Genomic DNA, 22,960 nt, shown 5'->3' on the forward strand with positions numbered 1-22,960 from the left:
TACAATTACATTTGCTTTTCTTCTATACGATTGTAATCTATGCAGCCAAAAAATTACGCAAATCATTTAAAATATGCTTCGGCAGCTATATTTGTTATATTTAGTAGCTGAGTTTTAGTTCAACTGTAAATAAATGGTAAGTCAAATCGCCAAAGAAACTTGCCCGCGTCCCTTTTTAAAGTGGGCAGGAGGGAAAAGTCGGTTAATCTCACAATACATTCCCTATTTTCCCCAGCAATATAAAACTTACTATGAGCCATTTTTAGGTGGTGGAGCTATTTTTTTCCATCTCCATCCTCCCGCTGCCATATTAACTGATATTAATGCCGAATTAATTACTACTTATCGCTGTGTTAGAGATCATGTTGAGGAATTAATCTCCCTACTGCAAAAACATCAAAACCAGCATAATAAAGACTATTACTATGATGTGAGAGCTTATCCTGAAGGTAGCGATTTAGAAAAAGCGGCGCGGTTAATTTATCTGAATAAAACTTGCTTTAATGGACTTTATCGAGTTAATTCTCAAGGTAAATTCAATGTGCCGATGGGGAGTTATAAAAATCCTAATATTTGCCCAGAAAATATCCTGCAAGCCGCCTCAACTGCCCTCTCCACAGTGGAAATCAAACAAGCTGATTTTACAAATGTCCTCAATTATGCAACTAGCAGTGATGATTTTGTCTTTTTAGATCCCCCTTATCATCCTATAAGTAATACTAGTTATTTCACAGGATATAATGGAAATTCTTTTAGTGCAAAAGACCAAGAACGCTTGAGAGATACTTGTGCAGAATTGGCTAGTCGGGGAGTTAAAATTATGGTCTGTAATTCTGATTGTGAACTGGTGAGAAAACTGTACAGTCAAATAAATTTTAATATTTATCGCATCGCCGCATCACGTTCGATTAATTGTAATATCAAAAACCGGGGAATGATTTACGAATTATTAATTACATCATATTAAAAATTTTTATTTGTCCAGGCGATAAATCTATCTAAAGTTTGTACTGCTAATAAATTATTGTTAGATGTAACTTGTTGTCTGAGCCATTTAATTGATCCTTCTCTCATGCCTTCCCCGCCAATGACTACTATAGTTGGTGCTGGGTAAGAGTTTTGAATATTCAAATTCAAATAAGGAAACTTTTCATCAACTGAACCACCACTTTCTTGCCATTTACATTCAATAATTAATCCAGATGGCATTATCGGTGAGCCGACTACATAAAAATCAACTTTCAGGCTAGTTTGATAAATTCCCGTGCCGATACTAACTTGTTTGGCATAGCGTTTTTTTAATAAATTAGCAGTTAATAAAAAGTCTTTGGTGACATGGTTTCCTACTTGGAAATAACTATGTCCAGTTAAGATACTTTCTACATTAGTTTCTAAAATTTTCCCTGCCTGATTTGCCCGTCCACCTTGAGTTAGAGCCATTTTCAACCTTTTGCCAAAACTCCCGCTTCTTCTATAATTCCACGGAAGTGGTCAAAAATGCTCGGTTAATTAAAATGAATTTGTAATCTGTAATTGTCAGGTTAGAAAGTTGAGATAAATCGCCGTTTCTACAGCACATATATTCCTCGACTAATCCTGGACAAATTACTAGCTTAGTCGGTGAAGTTGAGAACATAATGGTACTTTTGTACTGGAAAAATAGATTTTTAGCAGTCAGGATAAACTCTGGGTTTTTTCCCCATTTTCCCAAATACACCAAACAATTACTGATGATCAACTGCGTAAATCAATCATAAATGTAGAGGCTAGTTTCTGATTTAGCCCTGCCTTCCTTATACAGACGCGATGAATCGCGCCTCTGGTGAAGATTCAGTTTTAACTGGCTTGAACATCATTTTGACCATTACGGATATCCCATGCGACTTCTAGCATTTGAGTCCAGCGCTTTTGTAGTTGTTTGGGTGTGCATTTAATAGATTTAGCGATCGCCTGATCACTCTGTCGGCTAACTTTCAACTGCAAAATTTCTTGCTGCTCAGGAGATAATACACTCACAAAGGTTTCCCATTGCCCAGAAGTTAAACCCAACTTTTGCTCTAAACCCGCACCTAACCATTGATGAACTAATTGCCAGTGGTGATTTTTGGCAAATTTTTCCACATGATATTTAAAACGCTGTTGTAGATAATCGCGCTGACGGCTAGTTAAACCAAGAATTTGGTCAATTTCTGGGGCTGAGAGGTCTTGTAATTTCAGCGTCAGGTAATCCACACAGTCAGATTGACCTTGAGCTTCCAAGTATTTTACCAATTCCGCAATCACGCGATCGCGCTCCGACTCATCCGATGGATCGAAGTTGGTTTGGGCAATCATCTGTGATCTGATCTGTTGCACCGCCGAGTTACGCTGGTAAGATTCTGCTTCTTCACTCTTAGCAGATTCCACCGCCATTTCAATATCCACAGTCGTTTCCTGGGGCTGACGACGTGCAAAACCTTGAGCGCGGAGAATAATCAATTGCTGATTATTGCCACCAGGTAAATTAATCCGGCGTTTGGCATATTGCTCTGTAAACGCAATGTATTCTGCCAATTCTAACTGAGTCCGGGGCTGATAATCTTCTGGCATTTCATTTTCTCGCCGGAAAGCTTTAATAGCTTCGATGTAAAACGCTTGCAGAAAATCTTCAATCAGACTGTAACGAGCATTAAACCCCAACTCTGAACCCGCGATCGTCACATGACGGTAAACCATAGCACCCAAAGTACTATGTAATTCCACTCTTCCCCGTCTAGAACCCAGTTGGTAGTAATGCAGGCATTTTTGCAGGCGATGCCTAGCTAAACTCACTTGCCATGATTCGATTTGCCCAGATTGTTGGATGCGGGAGCTTTTATCACATATTCTTTTAACTTCTGTAGCTATGCGCTGTGATACGGCTTCTACACACTCAGATGCCGCCTTGACTTGAGCTTGCATTTCTTGATATAGCAGTTGTTTCAAGCTATTGTGATTGTCCGCCAGCAATTCAGAAGGCGAAACATCGCAGAACAAAGCGGATTGAGAAGTTGGTAGATTTGCAAGGTTGGCTTTCATGACTTTTCTTTGAGTGTGGTATTGCACCGTAACTACAACGCAGATACAGCAAATAAGGCCAGCTTTGGCTGGAGAACTATTTAGCATTCTCAGAACCCACTGCAAGCACTGCTCATATATAAGACTGTAGGCAAATTAAAAAGTTACAAGGAAATTAGTATATGTCGCTTTTTGTACAAGCAACCACATTGAGTATGGCATATAGATATCAGCCACGCCTTAAAAGTGGTTAAAAGACTTGTGATATCGACATTGATCGCCATCCTGTTTTACCCACTGCCAGATATTTGAAGTATGGCGATCGCAAAACTGGAGCCTTTTTTCGGAAATTTCACCAAAAATCAAGGATCTGCCTGTGAAGTTTATTTCTTATACCCAAGCTGCTGCTGCTTCCCAACCTAAACCCCGCCTTGTCATCATTGGTTCGTCTCCCGTCAAATCCAAAATTGTAGACACCTCATAAGTTGGTTCCTCACCAGTGTCTATAATTACATCTACTAAATGATCCCAACGGTCAAACAGCTCCACCTGCGATAGTCTAGGTTCTAAATCTAGGTCTACTGGTTGATCATCTGGTGGGAGATGTGCCGAAGTTGAAATAATCGGATTTTCCAGCGCTGCTAGCAATGCCAAGCATACCGGATGGTCTGGTACACGAATCCCAGTAGTTTTTCGCTTGGGACTTTGTACAAGTCGCGGCACTAACTTGGTAGCAGGTAGTAAAAACGTGTAACTCCCTGGTATCAAGCGCTTCATAATCCGATAAGCTGTATCACTGACAAAGGCATAAGTTGCCACATTTGATAGTGAAGGACACAAAAATGTCAGTGGTTTATCATTAGCTAGCTGTTTAATTTGCCGCACTCGTTCTACTGCCGACTTGGCATTTAAATCACAACCAATAGCATAAACTGTGTCTGTAGGGTAGAGCATAACTGCGCCACTAGAGAGCGCTGACTTTATTTCCTCTATACGGCGGGTTTGGGGATTATCAGGATGGACAGCGAAAATTTTTGCCATAGCAAGTGATGAATCAGAGGTGGAAAATTGTTGATTTCAGGGAAAATATCAAATTCCGCATTACACATATTTTCACGGATGAATGAGCGCCTGCCGCAAATACGCCATGATTTACATCAAAATTATTGTGCAAAGTCTAAAAATAAAGTTGATTAAGTTATCTATATGATTAAAGTTGCTTATCTTCAATGTCCGACGGGAATTTCTGGTGATATGTGTTTAGGGGCGTTAGTCAGTCTGGGTGTTCCCGTGGAGTATTTAAGTGAAAAACTCAATAAATTGGGAATTGCCCAGGAGTATAAACTAAGAGTCGAACTTGTGCAACGCAATGGTCAGCAGGCGACTAAAGTTCATGTAGATTTAGTCCACAACCATCACCACCACGACCACGAACATGATCACCATCATGGCCGCCACCTACCAGAAATTGAACAACTGATCTACACTGCTGAATTGCCATCACGGGCAGAAGCTTGGAGTTTGGCAGTATTTCGACAGCTAGCCGTAGCAGAAGGAGCAGTACATGGCATTGCGCCAGAAAAGGTTCATTTTCATGAAGTGGGCGCTGTTGATGCCATTGTGGATATTGTGGGTACGTGCTTGGGGTTGGATTGGTTAGGGATTGATAGTAATGATCAGGGATTACCTTTACTATACTGTTCAGCGCTGCCCACAGGTGGGGGAACAGTGCGAGCCGCCCACGGTGAGATGGCTGTACCAGTACCAGCAGTATTGAAGTTGTGGGAAATGCGGGGTTGTCCGGTTTTTAGTAACGGCATTGACAGGGAACTCGTGACACCAACAGGAGCTGCGATCGCAACTACCCTAACTACAGAATTTGGTTCCCCACCACCAATGTCCATTAAACAGGTAGGACTGGGAGCCGGAACTATCAATTTACCTATCTCTAATATATTACGTCTCTGGCTAGGCGATCGCACTGCGCGCACTGCGGAAGGCGATCGCATTCATAATTCTGAAGATACCAGTCCTAATTTAGAAACCATCACCGTACTCGAAACCCAAATTGATGATTTAAATCCCCAGGCCATCGGCTATATCTTTGAAGCCTTATTTGCCGTGGGTGCAGTGGATGTCTTCACCCAGCCCATAGGAATGAAAAAGTCTCGTCCAGGAATTTTACTAACTGTAATCTGTCATCCAGATAATTTACAGGCTTGTGAAGCAGTTTTATTCCGCGAAACCACTACTTTAGGAATTCGGCGGAGTACCCAACAGCGCGCCATTTTGCAACGGGAAATTCAAACAGTAGAAATTGAATATGGTAAAGTCCGAGTTAAAGTAGCATGGAACGGACAAAAGCAAGATAAATTTATTGCTAACATCCAACCAGAATATGAAGATTGTGCAGATTTAGCTCGCAACCACAATATCCCCTGGCGTGAAGTTCAAAGATTGGCATTACAAACTTGGTATTTGCAAAATCAAGCCGCTACGCGGAGTCATTAGTCAATCAATTTTAGATTTTAGATTTTAGATTTTGGATTAGACTGCAATCTAAAATCGCCAAGCCAAAATTCTTTAGTCATTAGTTATTGGTCATTGATCTTGAGTTAACTACACTAACTCTAATGAGTGGAGAAAACCCCGCTTTTTTGCATAAAACGGGGTTCTGTTACCTCGAACTAATTTAAATCAGTTCCTCTCATGGTTCTTTTCACTGCGTCAGCTGTATCCTCAGCTTGGCGTTGCAGATTAGTTGTGGTATCCTCAGCGCCGCGTTTAACATTTTTAGTCAACTCTCTAGTAGCGCTTTCAGTATTTCTCTGGAGATTTTCCACTCCGCGCTGAGTTCCCTTAGTGAAACCTTCACCTAATTCTTCCGCAGAACTACCAACATCTTCACCCAGGCGCTTGACTCGTTCATCCAAGGGTGTTCCTTCGCGATAATTGCGGACATATTGCTCTGAACTATCAATACCCTTCTGCTCAACGTTTCTCCGCGCATTTTTCGCCAGTGCTTCAGCTCTTGCATTTGCTGCTCTTTCAGCTGCTTTAGCTCTAGGATCTACATCACTAAAGTTATTCATTCCACCCTCTGGGGCGTTGAGGTTATAGCTTTTTGTAGAATCGTATCGCTCAACGTTAGGTGGTTGAGCATTTGGTTGTGGTGGCTGCTGGGCTATTCCCGGACGATTGCACGCCTGTGTCATTAAGAGGAATGTTGCAGCCAAGAAGACTGTTAAAATTTTCACAGGACGGATATTTTTTAGCCAAGTAATGACTTTCTTCATCATGCTTCTCCTGAAATGCTTGTGATTAAGTTAAACCTGTGCTGCACTCAGAGACAATTAATCGCGTCTCCATTTAGCACTTTTTTGATGTGATTTGGGATTGATTTCAAATCTCACATCTGGGCATAAAACCCAATTTCTATTTACCTACGGCTGGATTTTTTTGCAACTCAGGTCGAGAACTTGCTTCTTCTGCCTTGTTATTCAAAAAAGTCGAAGCCTCTTTAACTGAATCCTGCACTGTTTCAACACGTTTTTGAAGGCGAGTGCCTACATTTGGTTCTCGTTGAATCAAACCACCAGGCGCAGGTCTTTGAAAGTTTTTGTCAGTGATGATGGGCAACTCTTTTTCTTTTTCAACTCTACCTCTAGGTGTTTCAGCACCGGGATAAAGTATTTCAGAATCTCTATTTATGGCAATCAAAACTTCTAAATCTGACTGTAGACTAGCTTGCTCCCTTTCTTTCTTCTCTTCCCTTTCAATCGCTTTGGGATCGGTGGTCATTCTATATTTGGTATATTTGTCTCCACCACCCTTATAAGGATTGTTAGCACCTCCAGCCTGGACAGCAGGATTTTGAGGATTTGCACCTTGAGGATTTACCCCACTACAAGCAGTGCTAACCATCAACAATAGACCAGCTACAAAAATAGTTAAAATCTGACGCAGTTTTAACTTTTTCCAGAAAGCTATCACACTGTTCATTTAGCCCTCCTTTTAGAAAAAAATAGGTGATTTATTTGCTTAAGTTTATTAGTTTCGATAATCAGCAAATTTTTGCTTCCATGAGACTTGGTAACTACAGCAATTTTGAGTTGAACGGGGTACAGATTTATCTGTGTTCATCTGTGTTTCGTAACCCTTACTTAGATTACGAATAAATAAACAAATTCGCCTCTAGCGTAGGTCACATTATACTTGCTACTAAAATCACACTTTTATCTAACTCTAGAGAGATTTATCGCGGTAATTCATACGGTTCTGGTGATTTAACTTATTTGAATTTTTGCAAAATATGAAGCAATTTTTACGCTGGCTAATTTTAGGCGGAACGCTATTTTTTTTAGGAAAAGCCCTCAAAGATAACTGGTCACAAGTGCTAGCAATCCAAATTGATGCAATAGGATGGGCAATTCTGTCCATAGCTACAGGCGTAACTTTACTGGCACATATTTGGGGTGGTTGGATATGGACTTGGATTCTCAACGAATTAAATCAATCTGTGCCATGTTCTGAATTTATTCAGGTTTACTTAAAAACAAATATGGCCAAGTATTTACCTGGTAATGTCTGGCATTATTATGGGCGAATTGTGGCGGCGAAAAATGCTAATATCCCTGCTGGTGCTGCTACCTTAAGTGTGTTGCTCGAACCTCTACTGATGGTGGCTGCGGCTTTAATCATGATTGTGATCTTCGGAAGCCAATTTGCAGCTACTTATACTACTCTGTCTCTACAAATCTTACAATTTTTGAGTTTGGCTGTGGTACTTTGTGCCGTTCATCCCCGGTTTTTGAATCCAGCGATTCGCTTTGTCTACAAATTAAAGGTGAAAAGGTCTGCTGTGAATACTCAGCCTAGTATTCCTTTCAAAGTTAAACGCTATCCTCTCAGACCTTTGTTAGGGGAATTAGGTTTTTTAATCTTGCGTGGGACTGGGTTTATTTTAACTGTGTTTGCCCTAACTCCATTGAATTTTAGCCAATTGCCTCTCTTACTAGGGGCTTTTAGCTTTGCTTGGTTGTTGGGTTTAGTGGTTCCGGGTGCGCCTGGTGGGTTGGGTGTATTTGAGGTCACGGCGATCGCACTTTTGCAGCATCGCTTTCCATCTGCTGTTATCATTAGTGCGATCGCTTCCTATCGTCTGATTAGTATTATTGCTGAAACTGCTGGTGCAGCCCTAGCTTCCCTAGACGAACGCCTGGGGAAAGTCATTTAAACAATTAAACCTGCCTATGTTCATCTAGGCAGGTCATCTTGTATGTTAGCTTTTTCAGTGGGGGTGGAGGGACTTGAACCCACACGACCTATTACGGTCAACGGATTTTCATTCTCCCGCAGCTTTCACTGCTGCCAGGTTTTAACAACCTTCGGCTTTGAGAATTGGACTCTCCCTTTACCCTCGGCTTAACGTTAGGGTAGCTCCCGTCGAGTCTCTGCACCTTCCGATTAGTTATGAGTTTTAACACTCAGTACTTGTTTCGGCTTGGCTCAGGATTGCCATATCTGTGAACAGATTTAGGTTTCCCTGAATTTGAGAGCTTCCACTTGAAAGATTTCTCGATCAAGGCTCAGTTTTCTAAGTCCGTAGCGTCTACCATTCCGCCACACCCCCATATTTATTGGGAGCCACTTTTGCTTTAGGCAGCAAATAACTCCTGCCTAATTTAGCATCAATTGCGTCTTTTGTACAACTAAATTGAAAAGTTTTTTCCAGATTTGGAAGTGTCTGCTGTTGCTTCTGATTTTATCTGGGTTTAGGATCTTCAACTTTGCTTGACTTCAGCAATTCTTTCTTAGTGCCTTTGCAATTGTAGCATACGTATCAGAAATATCCAAACAAATTTTCCCACATCTGGTAAAAATCACATATTCGTTTTGATCCAGATAGCCCAATACAGCATGGCGAGAAAAAACCTATAGATAGAATAAGTTTTTTGACTTTTGACTTTTGACCAATACTTCCTTAATGGTACAAGCCCCCAGATTTATCTGTGGAATCAATCTAAAATCTAAAATCTAAAATCTAAAATTGTTTGACTTTTGACTTTTGACTTCCGCCTTGCGGAGTGGTTCAGCCTATGATGGAAAATAGATGCACTGAATGCTCTTGTCCACTTAAAAGAGAGAAAATCGATGATTGTAGCCCTGCTGTATCTGGCTCTGGCTGGAGCTTACCTGTTAGCAATCCCTGTTGCTGTGATGCTGTACCTCAAGCAGCGCTGGTATGTAGCTAGCTCCATTGAGCGGACTGTGATGTATTTTATGGTGTTTTTCTTCTTGCCTGGGTTGTTAGTTTTATCACCTTTTGTGAATCTTCGACCCCGGCCGCGACAAATTGAAGTGTAAAAAGATTGGTAGGTCATAACTCTCATGCGACGCATTGACGCTATTGGAATTGGCTTGGGTGTTTTTATTGCTGGTGGTTTGGGATATGTAGGATTACAGCTAGTGGGTTTAGATGGTCAACAAGCTGGAATCTGGAGCCAAGTCTTACTGGTGAGTGGCTTGCTTGGCTGGTTAGCTTCTTACATATTCCGCGCGGTGGGAAATAAAATGACCTACCATGAACAACGCGAACAATATGAACAAGCCTTTCTCCAACAACGGCTGGATGAACTTACTCCCGAAGAACTAGCAAAAATTCAGGCAGAAATCGCACAAGAATCACAAAGTCAAGTGTAAAGTTATCAATGGTCAGTTATTTGTTGTTTGGTAACTGACCATTGACCACTGATTCCTAATTTTTGCATCATGACCGCGATTTCTGATTGCTTTAACACCTTGGGACGAAATCGAGAGTGCGCTTTGATTCCGTTTATTACTGCTGGAGATCCAGATTTAGCGACAACAGCAGCAGCATTGCAAGTTCTGGATACTCATGGAGCAGATATTATTGAACTCGGTGTGCCTTATTCCGATCCTCTCGCAGATGGACCAGTGATTCAAGCGGCTGCTACCCGCGCTTTGCAACGAGGGACAAAATTGGAACAGGTGTTGGAAATGCTGCAAGCTACTACTCCGAGTTTGCGATCGCCGATTATCCTGTTTACTTACTACAATCCCATTTTGTACCGGGGCGTTGACAAGTTTCTGGAACAAATTGCGGCAGCTGGGGTATCAGGCTTAGTAGTCCCGGATTTGCCTCTAGAGGAAGCAGCAGGCTTGCTCAAACCAGCTAGTGAAATGGGGATAGACTTAACTTTGTTAGTGGCTCCTACCAGCTCGGCCCAACGGATAGAAGCGATCGCTCGTTCTTCCCAAGGATTTATTTATTTGGTCAGTGTCACTGGTGTCACCGGGATGCGGACTCAAATGGAATCACGAGTATCAGATTTACTTCAGCAAGTTCGTAGTTTTACAGATAAACCCATCGGAGTCGGCTTTGGCATCTCCGAAGCTGCACAAGCTCGTCAAGTCAAAGAATGGGGAGCAGATGCGGCAATTGTGGGTAGTGCCTTTGTCAACCGTCTAGCAGAGGGTACACCAGAGCAAGGACTAAAAGCGATCGCTGAATTTTGTCAAAGTCTCAAGGATGCCATTAAGACAACTGACAGCAGCACAAATGCTTAACTTGCTCAAAAGGAAAAAGTAGATTAAAAAAGATAACAGCGTTGTTTTTTTACCATGATTTGGTGGACAATTTAGCGAATATAGTTTTGAATATTAACAGCACACAGTAGGCTGTAAAAAAACTAGCTAGTCCGGTCGCTTATAGTTGAGTTTTATGTGACGTTGAGTAGGCGAATAATAATGAGTGTGAGAGTGAGTCAGTCACAAGTGATAGAGGAGCAAAGGCGATGAGTGAGAGTATGGCATTTATCGGCGGAGTCGCCGTAGCTGGGCTGGCTGCGCTTGTAATGCTCAGGGGCGCAGATAGTCCCATGCAAAGTAATTTCGCTGTTTCTTCGCCGCAGATGCCGGCTAATCTAGCTCTGCCGATGATGCCGCAAACCCCAATGTATCCGCCTTACGGGGTGAATCCATATTATCCTAATCCCAATCAACCGTCTGCCCAGGCTAATCCAGAGCAGCGTGTGGAAATGGAACGGCTGAATATGCAGTTGGAACGTTTAAAAAGCGATAACGAGCAGCTGAGAGCGCAAAACCAACAACTCCAGTTCCAATACCAAAATTGGAATAACCAGCAGATGCAATTAGCCCAACAAAATAGCCAAAAACTTGCAACAGCAGAAGTATTCAAGCCACAAACTGAAGATTATTGGTGGTCTTCGCCCATGCTTTGGGCAGTGGGAGGGGCAACTCTCACCATTGGGGGTGGTGTTGTAGTCGCTGGTGTATTGGCTTTATTTTCACCACGGCAGCGTCCTACCCGGACAGTACAAGTGATGCATCCTTACCACGGTTCCACACATCCCTTAGCTCCTGTGCGTCGCGCTGAATTTTTGCCTTCTCCTCGGATGGAAGCCAGACGAGTTGAAGCCCCAGAATATGACGAGATGCATTAACGGCAAAATAGAATATTAATTTTATGTCCAGGAAGAGGACAAGGGCGAGGGGAGAAGAGGAATGGTTGTTAAGGTGATTTATCAGAAAGAATTTACCGATTAGAAAGGTGAACAGGCGTTCTCTCCTACGATGGAATGAAGTTGTGTGGTAATTTTTATTCTGGAAATCACCTAAGTAACCGAAAGTTTAAAGTAATTTCTTACTCCCCCCTGCTCCCTGCTCCCTGCTCCCCTGCCTCTTCTGTTGCCGATGCTTCTTCAGCATTAGGAATTTCTGGTTGGGACTGATGCTGATTATCTACAGCAGGTGATGCCTGTTTTGAGACATTTTCATCGACTTGTTGCAATAACGGTTGTATTTTGTTGCGCCAGTATTGAGTATCAGGCAACTTTTCGGCATGATTTTTATAATCTAAAACTTTTTCCCATTCACCATTGTCTATTGCCTGATTAATGTCATTAAATAACTCCTCGGCCTTAGCCCAATCTTTTTGCCACTGATTAATCATAGTAACTGTCTCTCTGAAGCCAGAAGAAGCATGACCAGGAATAGACCGCAGTAGAGCGATCGCGCCTCGCAAATCCCCTGATTCATACTTCTGCTTGGCTTCTGCTATAATTTTTTCACTCTCATCACTAGACTCTGATTCTTTTGGTGTCTCTGCCGGTTCTGGTGTAGGTTGTGGTTTTGGCTGAGGAATCGGTAGAGCGGTAATCAAATTCCGATCATCTACGGTGTTAATTGCTACGCCTTTGTCTCTGAGACAAGAAACCCACTGTTCATTATTGGTAATTACGTCTAGGTGCGCCCAAGCCAAACGACCAGAGTTCATTTTAACTTCTACCCAACCCCGTTTTGTGCGCTTACCAGTCACCTCAAACCCAGTATTGTCACCAATTTTTTGTAAAACAGTATCAGAATTAATCGAGCTAGGTTCAGAACGGACATTAGAATTACCAGCCACCACAGCCAAGCAGTTGTTCGCTGCGGTATCATTGCCCGTAAAATTAGCAGTTAAATTTCTCACCTGGGGATAGACATTTGTTGCTAAAGCCGCCGCCCCACTTGCTAGAAATAAACCAATTAAGAACGGCCACGGATCGAGTTTGTGAGATTGTTCACGGGCTGGTTGGGCTGCAATAGGATTTGCTGGCGCTACTGCAACGGTTTTTTGTGGGGATACTTGCGATAAAGACTTACTGGGTTGGTAGTGATGATTTTGAGAGGATACTGGAGGTTTGGCAAATGTCAGCACCGGATTATTCGTGTTTATACAAGCTTGCAGTGCTTCTGTGACGCTTTGGTAGCGGTCTTTGAAGTGATAATGCACCATTTTGGTGAGCAACCCTGCCAACCGATAGTTCACATTTGCTAAATGCTCCCAGAGGAGTTCTCCAGTATTGGGGTCTTCTTGTAATTCAATTGCTGGTACTCCTGTGAGCGCTTGAATCGCAATAATGCCCAGGGAATAAATATCACTGTTGGGGCGGGGTTTACCTTGTCCTTGTTCCGTAGGCATATAGCCGGGAGTCCCAATGGCAACTGTAGCTGTAGGTTGGCCGCCAACGGTTACCATTGGTAATCTTAACTGCTTGACTGCCCCAAAATCTACTAAAACTAATTTCTGATCACAGGCGCGACGGATAATGTTATCTGGCTTAATATCGCGGTGAATCACGCCTTGTCCGTGAACAAACTCAAGGATTTCCAGAACTCCTTGCAACAGTTGCATGACTTGGCTTTCACTCCAACGCTGACCGGGGATGAGTTCCTCAGCTAAAGTCTGTCCGGGAATAAATTCTTGGACTAAATAAAATTCTTGGTTTTCATCAAAGTAAGCCAGTAGCCTGGGTATCTGGTCATGATGGCCTAAACTTTCGAGAGTTTCAGCTTCGCTGTTAAATAAACGCTTGGCTGTGTCAAAAACTCTGGGGTCGGAAGTTGCAGGCTTGAGGTGCTTAACAACGCAGACAGGGTTGCCTGGCCGCCTGGTATCTTGGGCAATATAGGTTTGACCAAATCCCCCTTGAGCCAGGACTCGAATAATTTGGTAACGATGGTCTAGTAGCTTGCCGATCATATTTTCCCCTCAGAGTTATTACTTAATTTTTTGCTGGTAATAAGTATCTCCAAATTTTCTTGAATGAAATCCGCTATCTTGGGATAAAGATTTAAACTAAAAAATTAGCTTTTTAATAAACTTAGACTGTTTATTTGTCATTTAGTGTCCCTGTGTATTACCAATGCCACCTAGAATAACTAACCCTGTTACATGGCAGCAGGCTGAACTCCTCATGCAACCTGCGTTTATTCGTGTTGTCGATAATATTCGCAAGCATCTTGATACGTCTACTTGGAAAGGAACTTACCACGATGTCCTGATTTGGCCGGCTAACACCACTGATGAAATTAAAACTTTGGTAACTCAGTTATTACAAGAAATGGAAACTGCGACTTTAGAACAGGCAGATGAAATTAGAGCGACTCTTGCTGATCTGCCAATGCCCCATCCAGGATATCATCTGCGTTTGCAACGTCAACAGCATCAAGTCAGTATAGATTTGTGGGAAATTTGTTATCAAGTGTGTTTTATAAATTACTCTCCTATGAGTGAAGTCGCAAATATTGATACTAGTTTAATTGATGAGGCGGGTGAAGTGAATTGGCAATGTTTGGAAGAGAAGACTAGGTATTTAGTTGGGCAGGCATTTGTCAATTTACCAGAGGATTAAATCCTGTTGTCAAATCCAAGTGTTAAACCACATACGGATTTTGTAACCTTCAGGGGATAGAGGTAAACCCAAATAGAGAGGCATCCAAAAAATCAAAGCCGCGATAATCAGGAATGTGATGGTGACACCTACTGCCCGAATTTCGCGGTAATAACTGCTCAGACACTGGTCTACTAACCAGGCGATCGCTAAAAATACAAATACCACAGCACACATATAGTGATATATGAAAACACACCTTGTCACTTTTACCCAAGGTAATAAGTTAGCAGCATAATTTAAAACTAAGTATAGGGCAATCCAAGTATCAACAGCCAGATTTGCAGGTAAAGAAAAATGCTTTTGTTGAAACCAAGGAATCACCACCTGTAATACCAGCATGGCGGCTAAAAATAAAAGAGCAGCGACACCAAACCACCACAAAACAGGATTGCCCATTGCGTGGACATCATAAATAACTTTTCCTGTTCCAGGGGGTAAAGGTGGCTGCAATCTAGACAATGGTTGATTAACACTCTCAGCCGTTTGGTAATAATAGGCCATTGGTCGAGTCATTAATGGCCATTTATACCATGCGGCACAGTAAGGATGGACATCGGCACTGTTTCCCCCCATCTGGAGGTGAAAATTCAAAATTTTCTGATGTACTGCGATAAATCCATATCTTTTATCTAGCTGGAGATGAGGAATCCAGATGATGCTGTAGACTATTGCTGGAATAATTCCCAGATAAAATAGCATTTGCCAAATATTGATTTGGGTCAGATTTTGTAGTGGTGTCTGAACTGCAATTTCTGGGGATATTTTATTGATATCAATCCATTTACGATACCATTCTCTCAAAAAAATCTGGCTTTGTCTGATGACTGTTGCCGGAGATGTCAGCCGAATTGGGGTATGAGGAAAAGATTGGATTCCCCGAAGTAGATACGCTGCTACCCAAATAAAATCAGCACCTAACAAAAACCATAAACCATTCCATTTAGTGGCAGCTGATGCACCAAAACTGATGCCAGCCAGAACTAACCACCAAGAACGTTGTTGATTTTGGTTATTCAATGCTAGGAGTAAAAACCATTGCCCTAATAAACCGAAGATGACAATATAAATATTATTTAAAGCATAACGAGATTCAACTAGCAAGAAACCGTCACAAGCTGTAAATAAACCTGCCAGTAAAGCAAAACGATGGCGGCGACTTAATTGATAGGCAATAGCAGCGACAATTAAAGGAATAAATGAGCCAGTCAGGGCATTTAACCAACGATAACTCCAAGGCGATCGCACGGAACCTGTTAGCTCATTGACTGTATCTTGCCCAAAAGGCAGATGACTACCAATCCACATCCCAATGCCAATGATATATTGACTCAGGGGCGGATGGGCATTAAAAAATGGTGTCTGGGTCAGATAGTTATTACCAAATTTGGCAAAATAAACTTCATCAAATACTAGAGTATTAAATCGCTCTAATCCCCAAAACCGTAAGCCTAGCGAGAGGAGAAAGATACTTAATAGCCCAATTTGGAACCACTTTTTAGTCATTTGTCAAGAGTCTCGCTTCCTTTGATTATTTCCGGTGTAAGTAAGTCGGTGCGATAAAACCAAACTATGTGAAGAAAAGTAAATAAGGCTAAAACTCTTTCTCCCCCTGCTCCCTGCCCCCTGCCTTATTCCAACAATAATTATTTACGCCGACCTACTTATCTAGTGGAAGAGCATTTCGAGTCCATAATACTTGTTTGTTTACCTGACTGGAAGTTTAGGTGATAGAATTTTTTCATGTTTGACAACATCTGTAAGTTCATCGCGGAAACATTTTCTACCGACTTGGCTACATGGCTACTGGGAACACCTATAGAATTGACTGAGTTAAGTCCCAAGGAATTATCTTTAGAACCGATTCGTGCAGACGCTTTGATACTACTGCAATCAGATGAAGTGGTTCTACATCTGGAATTCCAAACCCAGCCTGATGCGTCTATTCCCTTTCGTATGGCTGACTATCGCCTACGAGTGTATCGGCGCTTTCCCCAAAAACGAATGCGTCAAGTAGTAATTTATCTTTCTGAAACAAAATCAGAAGAAGTGTATAAAAATACATTTAGTATTGATGGTTTACACCATGAATTTACGGTGATTCGCTTGTGGGAAGAACCTACGGAGGTATTTTTGAGAACACCGGGTTTACTACCATTTGCGGTATTGAGTAATACGAATAATCAAACCAATACATTGCAATCCGTGGCCGATGAAATTAATAATATTGCCGACCGGCGAATGCAAAGTAATCTGGCAGCATCCACAGCAGTTTTAGCTGGGTTAGTATTGAAACAAGATGTGATTCAACGCTTACTAAGGAAGGATATTATGCGCGAGTCAGTGATTTATCAATTGATTAAAACTGAAGGTTTGGAAGAAGGTAGACAGGAAGGTAAACAGGAAGGTAGTCAGGAGAAAGCAGAGCAAATTGCCATCAATTTGCTAGCAGAAGGGATGGCTATTGAAGCGATCGCTCGAATCACTGGTTTATCTGTGGAAGTCGTCCAACAGTTACAGAATCAACAAGTTGATACTCAAGCATAGCTTTCTCCGCACTTATGGGGTAAAATTAGCTAAAAGCATTCAAATTAACAGTGTATTCCTCCATTGGTAACAACCGCCAATTAGAGCTACCATCGAGTTCTAACACGTACTCATGGTACTGCAACAAACTGGGGCGATGTCCCACACTAATTAATGTAGTTTCTTTGGCTTTCAGTTGTTGATACAGATTCTTTTCATTAGCTAAATCCAGCGCACTGGTAGCTTCATCGAGGATGACATAGCTAGGCATACTCAGCAGGAGTCGCGCAAAAGCCAAGCGCTGTTGTTCGCCTAAAGACAGGACATTTGCCCAGTCTAACTCGACATCAAAGCCACCAACTCGTTCTGGTAACTCTGCCAAGTTTACCTCTTCTAAGACATGGCGCATTTTGCTTTCGAGAATATCATTGTCAGGATTGGGGTAGAGTAACTGACTCCGCAGCGAACCCAATACCATATAAGGACGTTGGGGTAAAAACATCATTTCTGACAAAGGAGGGCGGAGAATTTGACCAGTACCCGCATTCCATAATCCGGCGATCGCTCTTAATAAAGAACTCTTACCACTACCACTGTTCCCCACAATTACTAAACCCTCTCCTGGCTGTAAGCTGAAGGGTAAATCACTGATCAAGGTGCGTTCGTAGTTGGGAGTCAATAAAGTGACGCTACGCAATTCAATCTCAGAAGCTTCTGTGACATCAATAGTCCTCATTCCTGGCTGTTTTTGGTCTGTTGTTTCCAGAACCTCGGCTAAGTCGCCCATCCGTTCAATCCCGGCTGCAAAAGCCGTTAAGCTTTCAAATTGACCCACCACCACAGATAAAGCACTAAAAATTTGACTGAAGGCGATCGCCGCTTGGGTAAATGTGCCAAAATCAGTCTGACCGGCGAAGTAAATCGGTGCAATCACCAAGTAAGGTAGTGCGGAAACAAAATAGTTATAGCTAGTCGTAAAAAAACCTAAGTTACGTTGCCAATTTATCAATAAATCAAAGTTGACAATTGCTCGGAGAAAACGCTGTTTTAGCTGAAGGATTTCTTCTGTTTCACCTTGATAAAAAGCAATAGATTCGGCATTATCTCGCACATGAATGAGTCCATAACGAAAATCAGCTTCTCGTTTGAGTTGATTATAGTTAATGCTAATTAATCGCTGACCAATCCAAGCTGTGACGAATGTCCCCAGAAATGCATAGATTACCAGCGCCACTGATAAAGAAACTGAAATAGACAATAAAACTCCAGTGAAGGAGATTAAAGTAATAATTGATGTCAGAATCAGCAGTGTAAAAGATAAACTGGTGCGAGTAAATGACCTGATATCTTCAGCAATTCGTTGGTCTGGGTTATCAATTTTTTGATTAAAATTAATCTGGTAATAAGCACGATTTTGGAAATATTTATCGAGAAAATGGTTTGTCAACCACTCTCGCCATTGCAATCCCAATTTGTCTTGCAGATAACCATACATGACCACAATGGGAGTACCAATGACTAACAACCCAGCATAAATGAAGATAAAGCGCCAAAAGACTGACGCATCCTTAGTTTGGGGAAATTCTGCCAGAGAAGTATCAATATTACGGAAAATAAAGCTAATACCCACATTAATCGCATTAACGGCTAATGCCAAGAGTAGCAAAAGTCCGAGTAATCCCCTAGCTTGCCATTTTTTTTCAGAAAACCAGTAGGGTTTGGCAACCTTCACAAATTTCTGCCACAATTCAGGGTCTAATCGTTTCGGTGGAGTTGTTGTTGTAGTCATTAGTAATTTATTTGGGAATATCTAACTTTATTTAATATTAAATGCGATCGCCTACAGCGCGGTTTTGCCCATCGCTCCTCGTTTTTTGTTCTCCTGCCATAGGCTACAGTGTAGGCTATACCTGTAATCGTTGCCGCATTCTTCTTCCCTGTGTTGGAGAATACAAGGATATTTCTTCGCTCTTGAGGTAGGACGCTAGGGCTGATTGAATCTCTAATATTCAGGCTTAATCAGTAAGTGCGTCCGAGACCACGGTGATTTCTTTCTTTATACAGAGAATAATATTTACAAACAATATAAGTAAATTTTCTCCTATTCAAATAATAAATATGCTTAAATGTTGTTGTCAGCACCATAATGGGAGTCTACTTAAATGAAGTCAAATCAAATTTCTGTCGAACGCCAGCCTCAAGAGTCGCTGTGGAGAGAATTAACTGATCAAGAAAGCGAGAAGGTACGGGCTGGATTTGGATTTTTACTATTTAACAGAAATAACATTCGCAATTTACTGTTAGGCTTAGTCAGTCAAATTACTGCGCGAGTCAGAGAGGTAGGAGTTCAGAATATGATTACTCCCGGTAATCAGATCATCTCTATAGAGAGGACTGAGACCACTATTGTGGAAAATGGTGAGACCATTTTTAGTGAACAAACTGAGAACATTATTGAGCAATAGCCAATAGAGAGAGCATAGAGTGCATAGCACAGCCATAGGGATCGTACTGTGGTTGGTACTGGCACAGCACCGGAAAAGTCAGACTACGGAGAGATTTCTAGTGCAATTTGTGGTTAATATTGCGTCCCGCCAGCAACTTACTGACCCAATGGGACTTGCTGGCGGGTTTTACATTGAACAAATATGCTTAAATGCTGTTGTCAGCACCATAACGGGAGACGAACTTCAATGAAGTCAAATCAAATTTCTGTCGAACGCCAACCTGAAGAGTCACTGTGGCGGGAAATAATGGATGAAGAAAGCGAGAAGCTCAGAGGGGGTGCATTGGGACTAGGATCTGAGATTCCCATTACCTCATTATTGGATCAATTCGATAGTCTGCTACCAGGGTTCAGACAGAAGGTGGAAGTCCTTCGATACCCCAGAGTTATTTACGACCTTGATACTCTTGATGACCGGATCACACCGAGATAAATCAGCCATAGCTATACCGATATGACTACGGCTATAGGAATCCTATTTGATATTTGAAAACATACTCAGACGGAAAAGCCCGTTTTTTCAGGATTTTATCCAAAATCTTGTTCAGCAATCAGACAGGAGTCCTATAGATATTTTTCTAGATATTTTGCTCCACTTTGGCAATTTCCAGCATCGTTTTTAACACCGAATCTGGATTTAGACTGATGGAATCAATTCCCTGTTCTACTAAAAATTGGGCAAATTCGGGGTAATCGCTGGGTGCTTGTCCACAAATACCGATTTTGCGGTGATTTCTTTTCGCAGCTTCTATGGCCATTTTCACCATGCGCTTCACACCCTGACTGCGTTCATCAAATAACTTCGCTACCAAGGCTGAATCTCTATCTATGCCTAATGTTAGCTGAGTTAAGTCATTGGAACCAATGGAGAAACCATCAAAAATCTCGGCAAACTCGTCAGCCATAATTACATTATTGGGTAACTCGCACATCACATAGACTTGCAAGTCGTTAACACCCTGTTTTAAATCATTTTTTGCCATTTCTGCCAATACCATCCGCCCTTCATCGGGAGTACGACAAAAGGGAATCATGGGGATAACGTTAGTCAAACCCATTTCGTCCCGAACTCGTTTGATAGATTCACACTCTAGGGCAAAAGCTTCTTTATATCCTTGATCATAGTAACGGGCTGCGCCACGCCAACCCAGCATGGGGTTTTCTTCTTTGGGTTCAAATTGCTGACCACCTAAAAGGTTGGCATATTCATTACTTTTGAAATCTGACATTCTCACAATCACTGGCTTAGGATAAAAAGCCGCCGCAATTCTCCCAATACCTTGGGCTAATTTATCAACAAAATACTGGGGTTTGTCATCGTAAAGGGCAGTGATTTGATTAATTTTGGTTTTGACAAATACATCTTCTAACTTGTCATAGTGAATCAAAGCCATAGGATGAATTTGAATTTGGTTGGCGATAATAAATTCTGTGCGGGCTAAACCTACGCCATCATTGGGAATTGCTGATAAACTCAATGCTTCTTGGGGATTACCCACATTCATTAAAATTTGGGTACGGGTGCGGGTTAAGTTTTCTAGGAGAACTTCTTTGATTTCAAAGGGTAATAAGCCAGGATAAACTTTGCCTTCATCTCCTTCGGCGCAAGAAATCGTCACCTCTTGACCAGTTTTTAAGACTGCTGTCGCATTGCTAGACCCGACAATTGCGGGGACTCCCAATTCTCGCGCAATAATCGCCGCATGACAGGTGCGCCCCCCGGAGTTTGTCACAATTGCACTGGCGCGTTTCATGATCGGTTCCCAGTCGGGGTCTGTTCTCTCTGTTACTAAGACATCGCCGGCTTGGAATTGGTCGATTTTATTCACATCTAAAATTAGATGTACTTTACCTTGACTAATGGCTTCTCCCACCGCCCGACCGGTGACTAGGGATTGGGGGAATTTTGCTTCCTTATCTGTTTTAACGAAATGATAACTCCGCAAGACGTTCCCTATTTTCTGCGACTGGACTGTTTCGGGACGCGCTTGGACAACAAAAAGTTGATTTGTAATTCCGTCTTTTGCCCACTCGATATCCATTGGGGAGTAATTACCGTGGGTTTGGGAATAATGATCTTCTATTAAACAAGCCCAATGTGCGAGTTGTAAAATTTCTGCATCACTCAGAGCAAATTTACTTTGTTCTATGCTGGAGACGGCGACATTTTTTGTGAATTTTGAGCCATCATCATAGATCATTTTTAGTTCTTTGCTGCCCAATTTTTTATCGATAATCGGGCGGAAACCTGCTTTTAAGGTCGGCTTGAAAACATAGTATTCATCTGGGTTAACGGTTCCCTGAACTACGTTTTCGCCTAAACCGTAGGCGGCTGTAATTAGTGCTGCATCTTTAAAGCCAGTTTCAGTATCAATGGAAAACATGACTCCAGAGGTGGCTAAGTCAGAACGCACCATTTTTTGGACACCGACGGCCAGGGCAATGCTAAAGTGATCAAATCCTTTGGTGTGGCGATAGGAAATGGCGCGGTCGGTGAATATGGAAGCAAAGCAGCGATGACAAGCTGCTAAAACTCCTTCGACACTGACAACATTTAAGTAACTTTCTTGCTGTCCGGCAAAACTAGCATCGGGGAGGTCTTCGGCTGTGGCGCTGGAACGGACGGCGACATCTGTATCTGGATTGTATTGTTCGCAGAGTTTCAGATATGCTGTGGCGATCGCATCTCTTAAGTCTACAGGAAACCGTGTATGCATCAGTAGCGATCGCGCTTGTTTTCCCCGTACCCGCAAATTTTTGACATCCTCAACATCTAAATCCGCAAAGAGTTCGCGTAACTTGGCTTCTAACCCAGCCGACTCAATGAAATACCGATAAGCATATGCAGTCGTAGCAAATCCTGTGGGAACGTTAACGCCTTGAGGTGTCAGTTCTTGAATCATTTCCCCTAGTGAGGCATTTTTACCCCCAACTAGCGGTATATCAGCAATACCAACCTCATCAAACCAGAGAATCAGCGATCGCTCTTTGTCAGATTGAATCAATGTGCTTTGAGATACCGTAACCATCTGTATTACCTCTCAAGTAGACGCTCTGGTTGTCAGTTTTTGATTGCTAGGATATTGTCCCTATGTTTAATTCTAGATTTAAGATTTGGGATCGTGCGATCAGATGCAAGATTATAGTTAGGAAAATTTAACATTTTCTTAGATAATAGCGATATCAGACCCCTAAATTTAGTGCAAAATGGCGCAATTAGAACGACTACTACAAATGGCAGAAGATGAGCTAACTGAATACAGTAGTGATGCCCGCAAAATTGAAAAAATGCGCCGTAAAATCGGTTTATCTGTATCCCTCGCAGAACAACGGCAAGTCAAATCTGAATTATTAGCTACTATGAAGCCTAGTATAATTACTAATATTATCGAAGAACAAAGGCAAGCCGCAGCTTTACCATTTTGGGGAATTGCCGGATTGGGGTTATTATTCGGAATTTCCTTGAATCAGCCCGTGCTTTTATTAGTAGGTGGGGTGGGGACTGTCGCCGCTTTCAGAATTCAAAAGTGGGGTTGGAAATTACAGGCCAAGCGTTTACTGTTACAAACCTTGGAAGATATTGAAGCCCGCATATCCCAACCCAGTAAGTAGTGCTGAGTGCTGACTAAAAAAC

The 22,960-nt window shown here is 42.1% G+C and carries 22 protein-coding genes; 12 read left to right on the forward strand and 10 right to left on the reverse strand.

All coding sequences use genetic code 11. The annotated features are described in order from the left end of the window. The first annotated feature begins 133 nt into the window (after positions 1–133). Positions 134–967, forward strand: coding sequence for a DNA adenine methylase (locus AACX33_RS15305; protein WP_193999927.1), 834 nt, complete (start codon positions 134–136; stop codon positions 965–967). Here the strand turns inward: AACX33_RS15305 and AACX33_RS15310 are convergent. The 4 genes from AACX33_RS15310 to AACX33_RS15325 all read right to left on the reverse strand — a co-directional run bounded on the left by AACX33_RS15310 (position 964) and on the right by AACX33_RS15325 (position 4,077). Beyond that, positions 964–1,440: a PD-(D/E)XK nuclease superfamily protein gene (locus tag AACX33_RS15310; RefSeq protein WP_193999925.1), complete on the reverse strand. Its 477-nt coding sequence runs from the start codon at positions 1,438–1,440 to the stop codon at positions 964–966. The two genes, AACX33_RS15305 and AACX33_RS15310, sit on opposite strands and share 4 nt — an antisense overlap. 31 nt (positions 1,441–1,471) lie before the next feature. Next, positions 1,472–1,636: a hypothetical protein gene (locus AACX33_RS15315; protein ID WP_193999923.1), complete on the reverse strand. Its 165-nt coding sequence runs from the start codon at positions 1,634–1,636 to the stop codon at positions 1,472–1,474. A gap of 200 nt (positions 1,637–1,836) precedes the next feature. Beyond that, on the reverse strand, positions 1,837–3,057 hold the full coding sequence (locus tag AACX33_RS15320) for a HetZ-related protein (protein ID WP_193999921.1): 1,221 nt from the start codon (positions 3,055–3,057) through the stop codon (positions 1,837–1,839). A gap of 369 nt (positions 3,058–3,426) precedes the next feature. After that, positions 3,427–4,077, reverse strand: coding sequence for an L-threonylcarbamoyladenylate synthase (locus AACX33_RS15325; protein WP_193999919.1), 651 nt, complete (start codon positions 4,075–4,077; stop codon positions 3,427–3,429). Positions 4,078–4,242: 165 nt separating this feature from the next. Here AACX33_RS15325 and larC point away from each other — a divergent pair, with 165 nt between their 5' ends. After that, positions 4,243–5,547, forward strand: coding sequence for a nickel pincer cofactor biosynthesis protein LarC (larC, locus tag AACX33_RS15330; protein ID WP_193999917.1), 1,305 nt, complete (start codon positions 4,243–4,245; stop codon positions 5,545–5,547). A 176-nt stretch (positions 5,548–5,723) separates the two neighbouring features. On the opposite strand, the gene AACX33_RS15335 is transcribed toward larC, so the two are convergent. Together AACX33_RS15335 and AACX33_RS15340 are read right to left on the reverse strand one after the other, a co-directional pair. Continuing rightward, positions 5,724–6,332 carry a hypothetical protein gene (locus AACX33_RS15335; RefSeq protein ID WP_193999969.1) on the reverse strand — a complete coding sequence of 203 codons (609 nt, stop codon included), beginning with the start codon at positions 6,330–6,332 and terminating at the stop codon, positions 5,724–5,726. A gap of 139 nt (positions 6,333–6,471) precedes the next feature. Next, the gene (locus tag AACX33_RS15340) at positions 6,472–7,038 is read right to left on the reverse strand and encodes a DUF6658 family protein (protein ID WP_193999915.1); all 567 of its coding nucleotides are present in this window, start codon (positions 7,036–7,038) and stop codon (positions 6,472–6,474) included. Positions 7,039–7,348: 310 nt separating this feature from the next. On the opposite strand from AACX33_RS15340, the gene AACX33_RS15345 reads away from it, so the two are divergent. The 5 genes from AACX33_RS15345 (at position 7,349) to AACX33_RS15365 (ending at position 11,522) form a co-directional block, all read left to right on the forward strand. Next, entirely contained in the window at positions 7,349–8,272 is a 924-nt protein-coding gene (locus AACX33_RS15345; protein ID WP_193999913.1) for a lysylphosphatidylglycerol synthase domain-containing protein, read from the forward strand. 917 nt (positions 8,273–9,189) lie between these two features. Further along, on the forward strand, positions 9,190–9,402 hold the full coding sequence (gene ndhL / locus AACX33_RS15350; RefSeq protein ID WP_193999911.1) for an NAD(P)H-quinone oxidoreductase subunit L: 213 nt from the start codon (positions 9,190–9,192) through the stop codon (positions 9,400–9,402). A gap of 24 nt (positions 9,403–9,426) precedes the next feature. Then, entirely contained in the window at positions 9,427–9,738 is a 312-nt protein-coding gene (locus AACX33_RS15355; protein WP_193999909.1) for a DUF3007 family protein, read from the forward strand. A gap of 69 nt (positions 9,739–9,807) precedes the next feature. Beyond that, positions 9,808–10,626, forward strand: coding sequence for a tryptophan synthase subunit alpha (gene trpA / locus AACX33_RS15360; protein WP_193999907.1), 819 nt, complete (start codon positions 9,808–9,810; stop codon positions 10,624–10,626). Between the two features lie 227 nt (positions 10,627–10,853). Continuing rightward, entirely contained in the window at positions 10,854–11,522 is a 669-nt protein-coding gene (locus AACX33_RS15365) for a heterocyst differentiation related protein (protein WP_193999905.1), read from the forward strand. 200 nt (positions 11,523–11,722) lie between these two features. Here the strand turns inward: AACX33_RS15365 and AACX33_RS15370 are convergent, their stop codons facing one another. Then, on the reverse strand, positions 11,723–13,603 hold the full coding sequence (locus tag AACX33_RS15370) for a serine/threonine protein kinase (protein WP_193999903.1): 1,881 nt from the start codon (positions 13,601–13,603) through the stop codon (positions 11,723–11,725). A 163-nt stretch (positions 13,604–13,766) separates the two neighbouring features. Here AACX33_RS15370 and AACX33_RS15375 point away from each other — a divergent pair, with 163 nt between their 5' ends. Continuing rightward, positions 13,767–14,255 carry a hypothetical protein gene (locus AACX33_RS15375; RefSeq protein ID WP_193999901.1) on the forward strand — a complete coding sequence of 163 codons (489 nt, stop codon included), beginning with the start codon at positions 13,767–13,769 and terminating at the stop codon, positions 14,253–14,255. A gap of 9 nt (positions 14,256–14,264) precedes the next feature. On the opposite strand, the gene AACX33_RS15380 is transcribed toward AACX33_RS15375, so the two are convergent. Next, complete coding sequence (locus tag AACX33_RS15380; RefSeq protein WP_193999899.1) at positions 14,265–15,800, reverse strand: dolichyl-phosphate-mannose--protein mannosyltransferase; 1,536 nt, start codon at positions 15,798–15,800, stop codon at positions 14,265–14,267. A gap of 237 nt (positions 15,801–16,037) precedes the next feature. Between AACX33_RS15380 and AACX33_RS15385 the strand changes: the two genes are divergently transcribed. Continuing rightward, positions 16,038–16,841 carry an Rpn family recombination-promoting nuclease/putative transposase gene (locus AACX33_RS15385; protein ID WP_193999897.1) on the forward strand — a complete coding sequence of 268 codons (804 nt, stop codon included), beginning with the start codon at positions 16,038–16,040 and terminating at the stop codon, positions 16,839–16,841. Between the two features lie 25 nt (positions 16,842–16,866). On the opposite strand, the gene AACX33_RS15390 is transcribed toward AACX33_RS15385, so the two are convergent. Next, positions 16,867–18,609 carry an ABC transporter ATP-binding protein/permease gene (locus AACX33_RS15390; protein ID WP_193999895.1) on the reverse strand — a complete coding sequence of 581 codons (1,743 nt, stop codon included), beginning with the start codon at positions 18,607–18,609 and terminating at the stop codon, positions 16,867–16,869. A gap of 373 nt (positions 18,610–18,982) precedes the next feature. Between AACX33_RS15390 and AACX33_RS15395 the strand changes: the two genes are divergently transcribed. Together AACX33_RS15395 and AACX33_RS15400 are read left to right on the forward strand one after the other, a co-directional pair. Continuing rightward, positions 18,983–19,285 carry a hypothetical protein gene (locus AACX33_RS15395; protein ID WP_193999893.1) on the forward strand — a complete coding sequence of 101 codons (303 nt, stop codon included), beginning with the start codon at positions 18,983–18,985 and terminating at the stop codon, positions 19,283–19,285. Positions 19,286–19,513: 228 nt separating this feature from the next. Further along, complete coding sequence (locus AACX33_RS15400) at positions 19,514–19,759, forward strand: hypothetical protein (RefSeq protein ID WP_193999891.1); 246 nt, start codon at positions 19,514–19,516, stop codon at positions 19,757–19,759. A gap of 145 nt (positions 19,760–19,904) precedes the next feature. Here AACX33_RS15400 and ppsA read toward each other — a convergent pair whose 3' ends face one another. After that, positions 19,905–22,355, reverse strand: coding sequence for a phosphoenolpyruvate synthase (gene ppsA, locus AACX33_RS15405; RefSeq protein ID WP_193999889.1), 2,451 nt, complete (start codon positions 22,353–22,355; stop codon positions 19,905–19,907). Between the two features lie 178 nt (positions 22,356–22,533). Here ppsA and AACX33_RS15410 point away from each other — a divergent pair, with 178 nt between their 5' ends. After that, positions 22,534–22,938 carry a hypothetical protein gene (locus AACX33_RS15410; RefSeq protein WP_193999887.1) on the forward strand — a complete coding sequence of 135 codons (405 nt, stop codon included), beginning with the start codon at positions 22,534–22,536 and terminating at the stop codon, positions 22,936–22,938. The last annotated feature ends 22 nt before the right edge of the window (positions 22,939–22,960 follow it).

Source organism: Nodularia sp. LEGE 04288 (assembly GCF_963896525.1).
GTDB lineage: Bacteria > Cyanobacteriota > Cyanobacteriia > Cyanobacteriales > Nostocaceae > Nodularia.

Bases quoted from the DNA above. Each gene is read 5' to 3' on its own strand.
- AACX33_RS15315 (WP_193999923.1), bottom strand. From the start codon at position 1,636: ATGTTCTCAACTTCACCGACTAAGCTAGTAATTTGTCCAGGATTAGTC.
- AACX33_RS15325 (WP_193999919.1), bottom strand. From the start codon at position 4,077: ATGGCAAAAATTTTCGCTGTCCATCCTGATAATCCCCAAACCCGCCGT.
- AACX33_RS15410 (WP_193999887.1), top strand. From the start codon at position 22,534: ATGGCGCAATTAGAACGACTACTACAAATGGCAGAAGATGAGCTAACT.
- larC (WP_193999917.1), top strand. From the start codon at position 4,243: ATGATTAAAGTTGCTTATCTTCAATGTCCGACGGGAATTTCTGGTGAT.
- trpA (WP_193999907.1), top strand. From the start codon at position 9,808: ATGACCGCGATTTCTGATTGCTTTAACACCTTGGGACGAAATCGAGAG.
- AACX33_RS15335 (WP_193999969.1), bottom strand. From the start codon at position 6,332: ATGAAGAAAGTCATTACTTGGCTAAAAAATATCCGTCCTGTGAAAATT.
- AACX33_RS15385 (WP_193999897.1), top strand. From the start codon at position 16,038: ATGTTTGACAACATCTGTAAGTTCATCGCGGAAACATTTTCTACCGAC.
- AACX33_RS15345 (WP_193999913.1), top strand. From the start codon at position 7,349: ATGAAGCAATTTTTACGCTGGCTAATTTTAGGCGGAACGCTATTTTTT.
- AACX33_RS15395 (WP_193999893.1), top strand. From the start codon at position 18,983: ATGAAGTCAAATCAAATTTCTGTCGAACGCCAGCCTCAAGAGTCGCTG.
- AACX33_RS15340 (WP_193999915.1), bottom strand. From the start codon at position 7,038: ATGAACAGTGTGATAGCTTTCTGGAAAAAGTTAAAACTGCGTCAGATT.
- AACX33_RS15400 (WP_193999891.1), top strand. From the start codon at position 19,514: ATGAAGTCAAATCAAATTTCTGTCGAACGCCAACCTGAAGAGTCACTG.
- AACX33_RS15370 (WP_193999903.1), bottom strand. From the start codon at position 13,603: ATGATCGGCAAGCTACTAGACCATCGTTACCAAATTATTCGAGTCCTG.
- AACX33_RS15320 (WP_193999921.1), bottom strand. From the start codon at position 3,057: ATGAAAGCCAACCTTGCAAATCTACCAACTTCTCAATCCGCTTTGTTC.
- AACX33_RS15365 (WP_193999905.1), top strand. From the start codon at position 10,854: ATGAGTGAGAGTATGGCATTTATCGGCGGAGTCGCCGTAGCTGGGCTG.
- AACX33_RS15390 (WP_193999895.1), bottom strand. From the start codon at position 18,609: ATGACTACAACAACAACTCCACCGAAACGATTAGACCCTGAATTGTGG.
- ndhL (WP_193999911.1), top strand. From the start codon at position 9,190: ATGATTGTAGCCCTGCTGTATCTGGCTCTGGCTGGAGCTTACCTGTTA.
- AACX33_RS15310 (WP_193999925.1), bottom strand. From the start codon at position 1,440: ATGGCTCTAACTCAAGGTGGACGGGCAAATCAGGCAGGGAAAATTTTA.
- AACX33_RS15305 (WP_193999927.1), top strand. From the start codon at position 134: ATGGTAAGTCAAATCGCCAAAGAAACTTGCCCGCGTCCCTTTTTAAAG.
- AACX33_RS15380 (WP_193999899.1), bottom strand. From the start codon at position 15,800: ATGACTAAAAAGTGGTTCCAAATTGGGCTATTAAGTATCTTTCTCCTC.
- AACX33_RS15355 (WP_193999909.1), top strand. From the start codon at position 9,427: ATGCGACGCATTGACGCTATTGGAATTGGCTTGGGTGTTTTTATTGCT.
- ppsA (WP_193999889.1), bottom strand. From the start codon at position 22,355: ATGGTTACGGTATCTCAAAGCACATTGATTCAATCTGACAAAGAGCGA.
- AACX33_RS15375 (WP_193999901.1), top strand. From the start codon at position 13,767: ATGCCACCTAGAATAACTAACCCTGTTACATGGCAGCAGGCTGAACTC.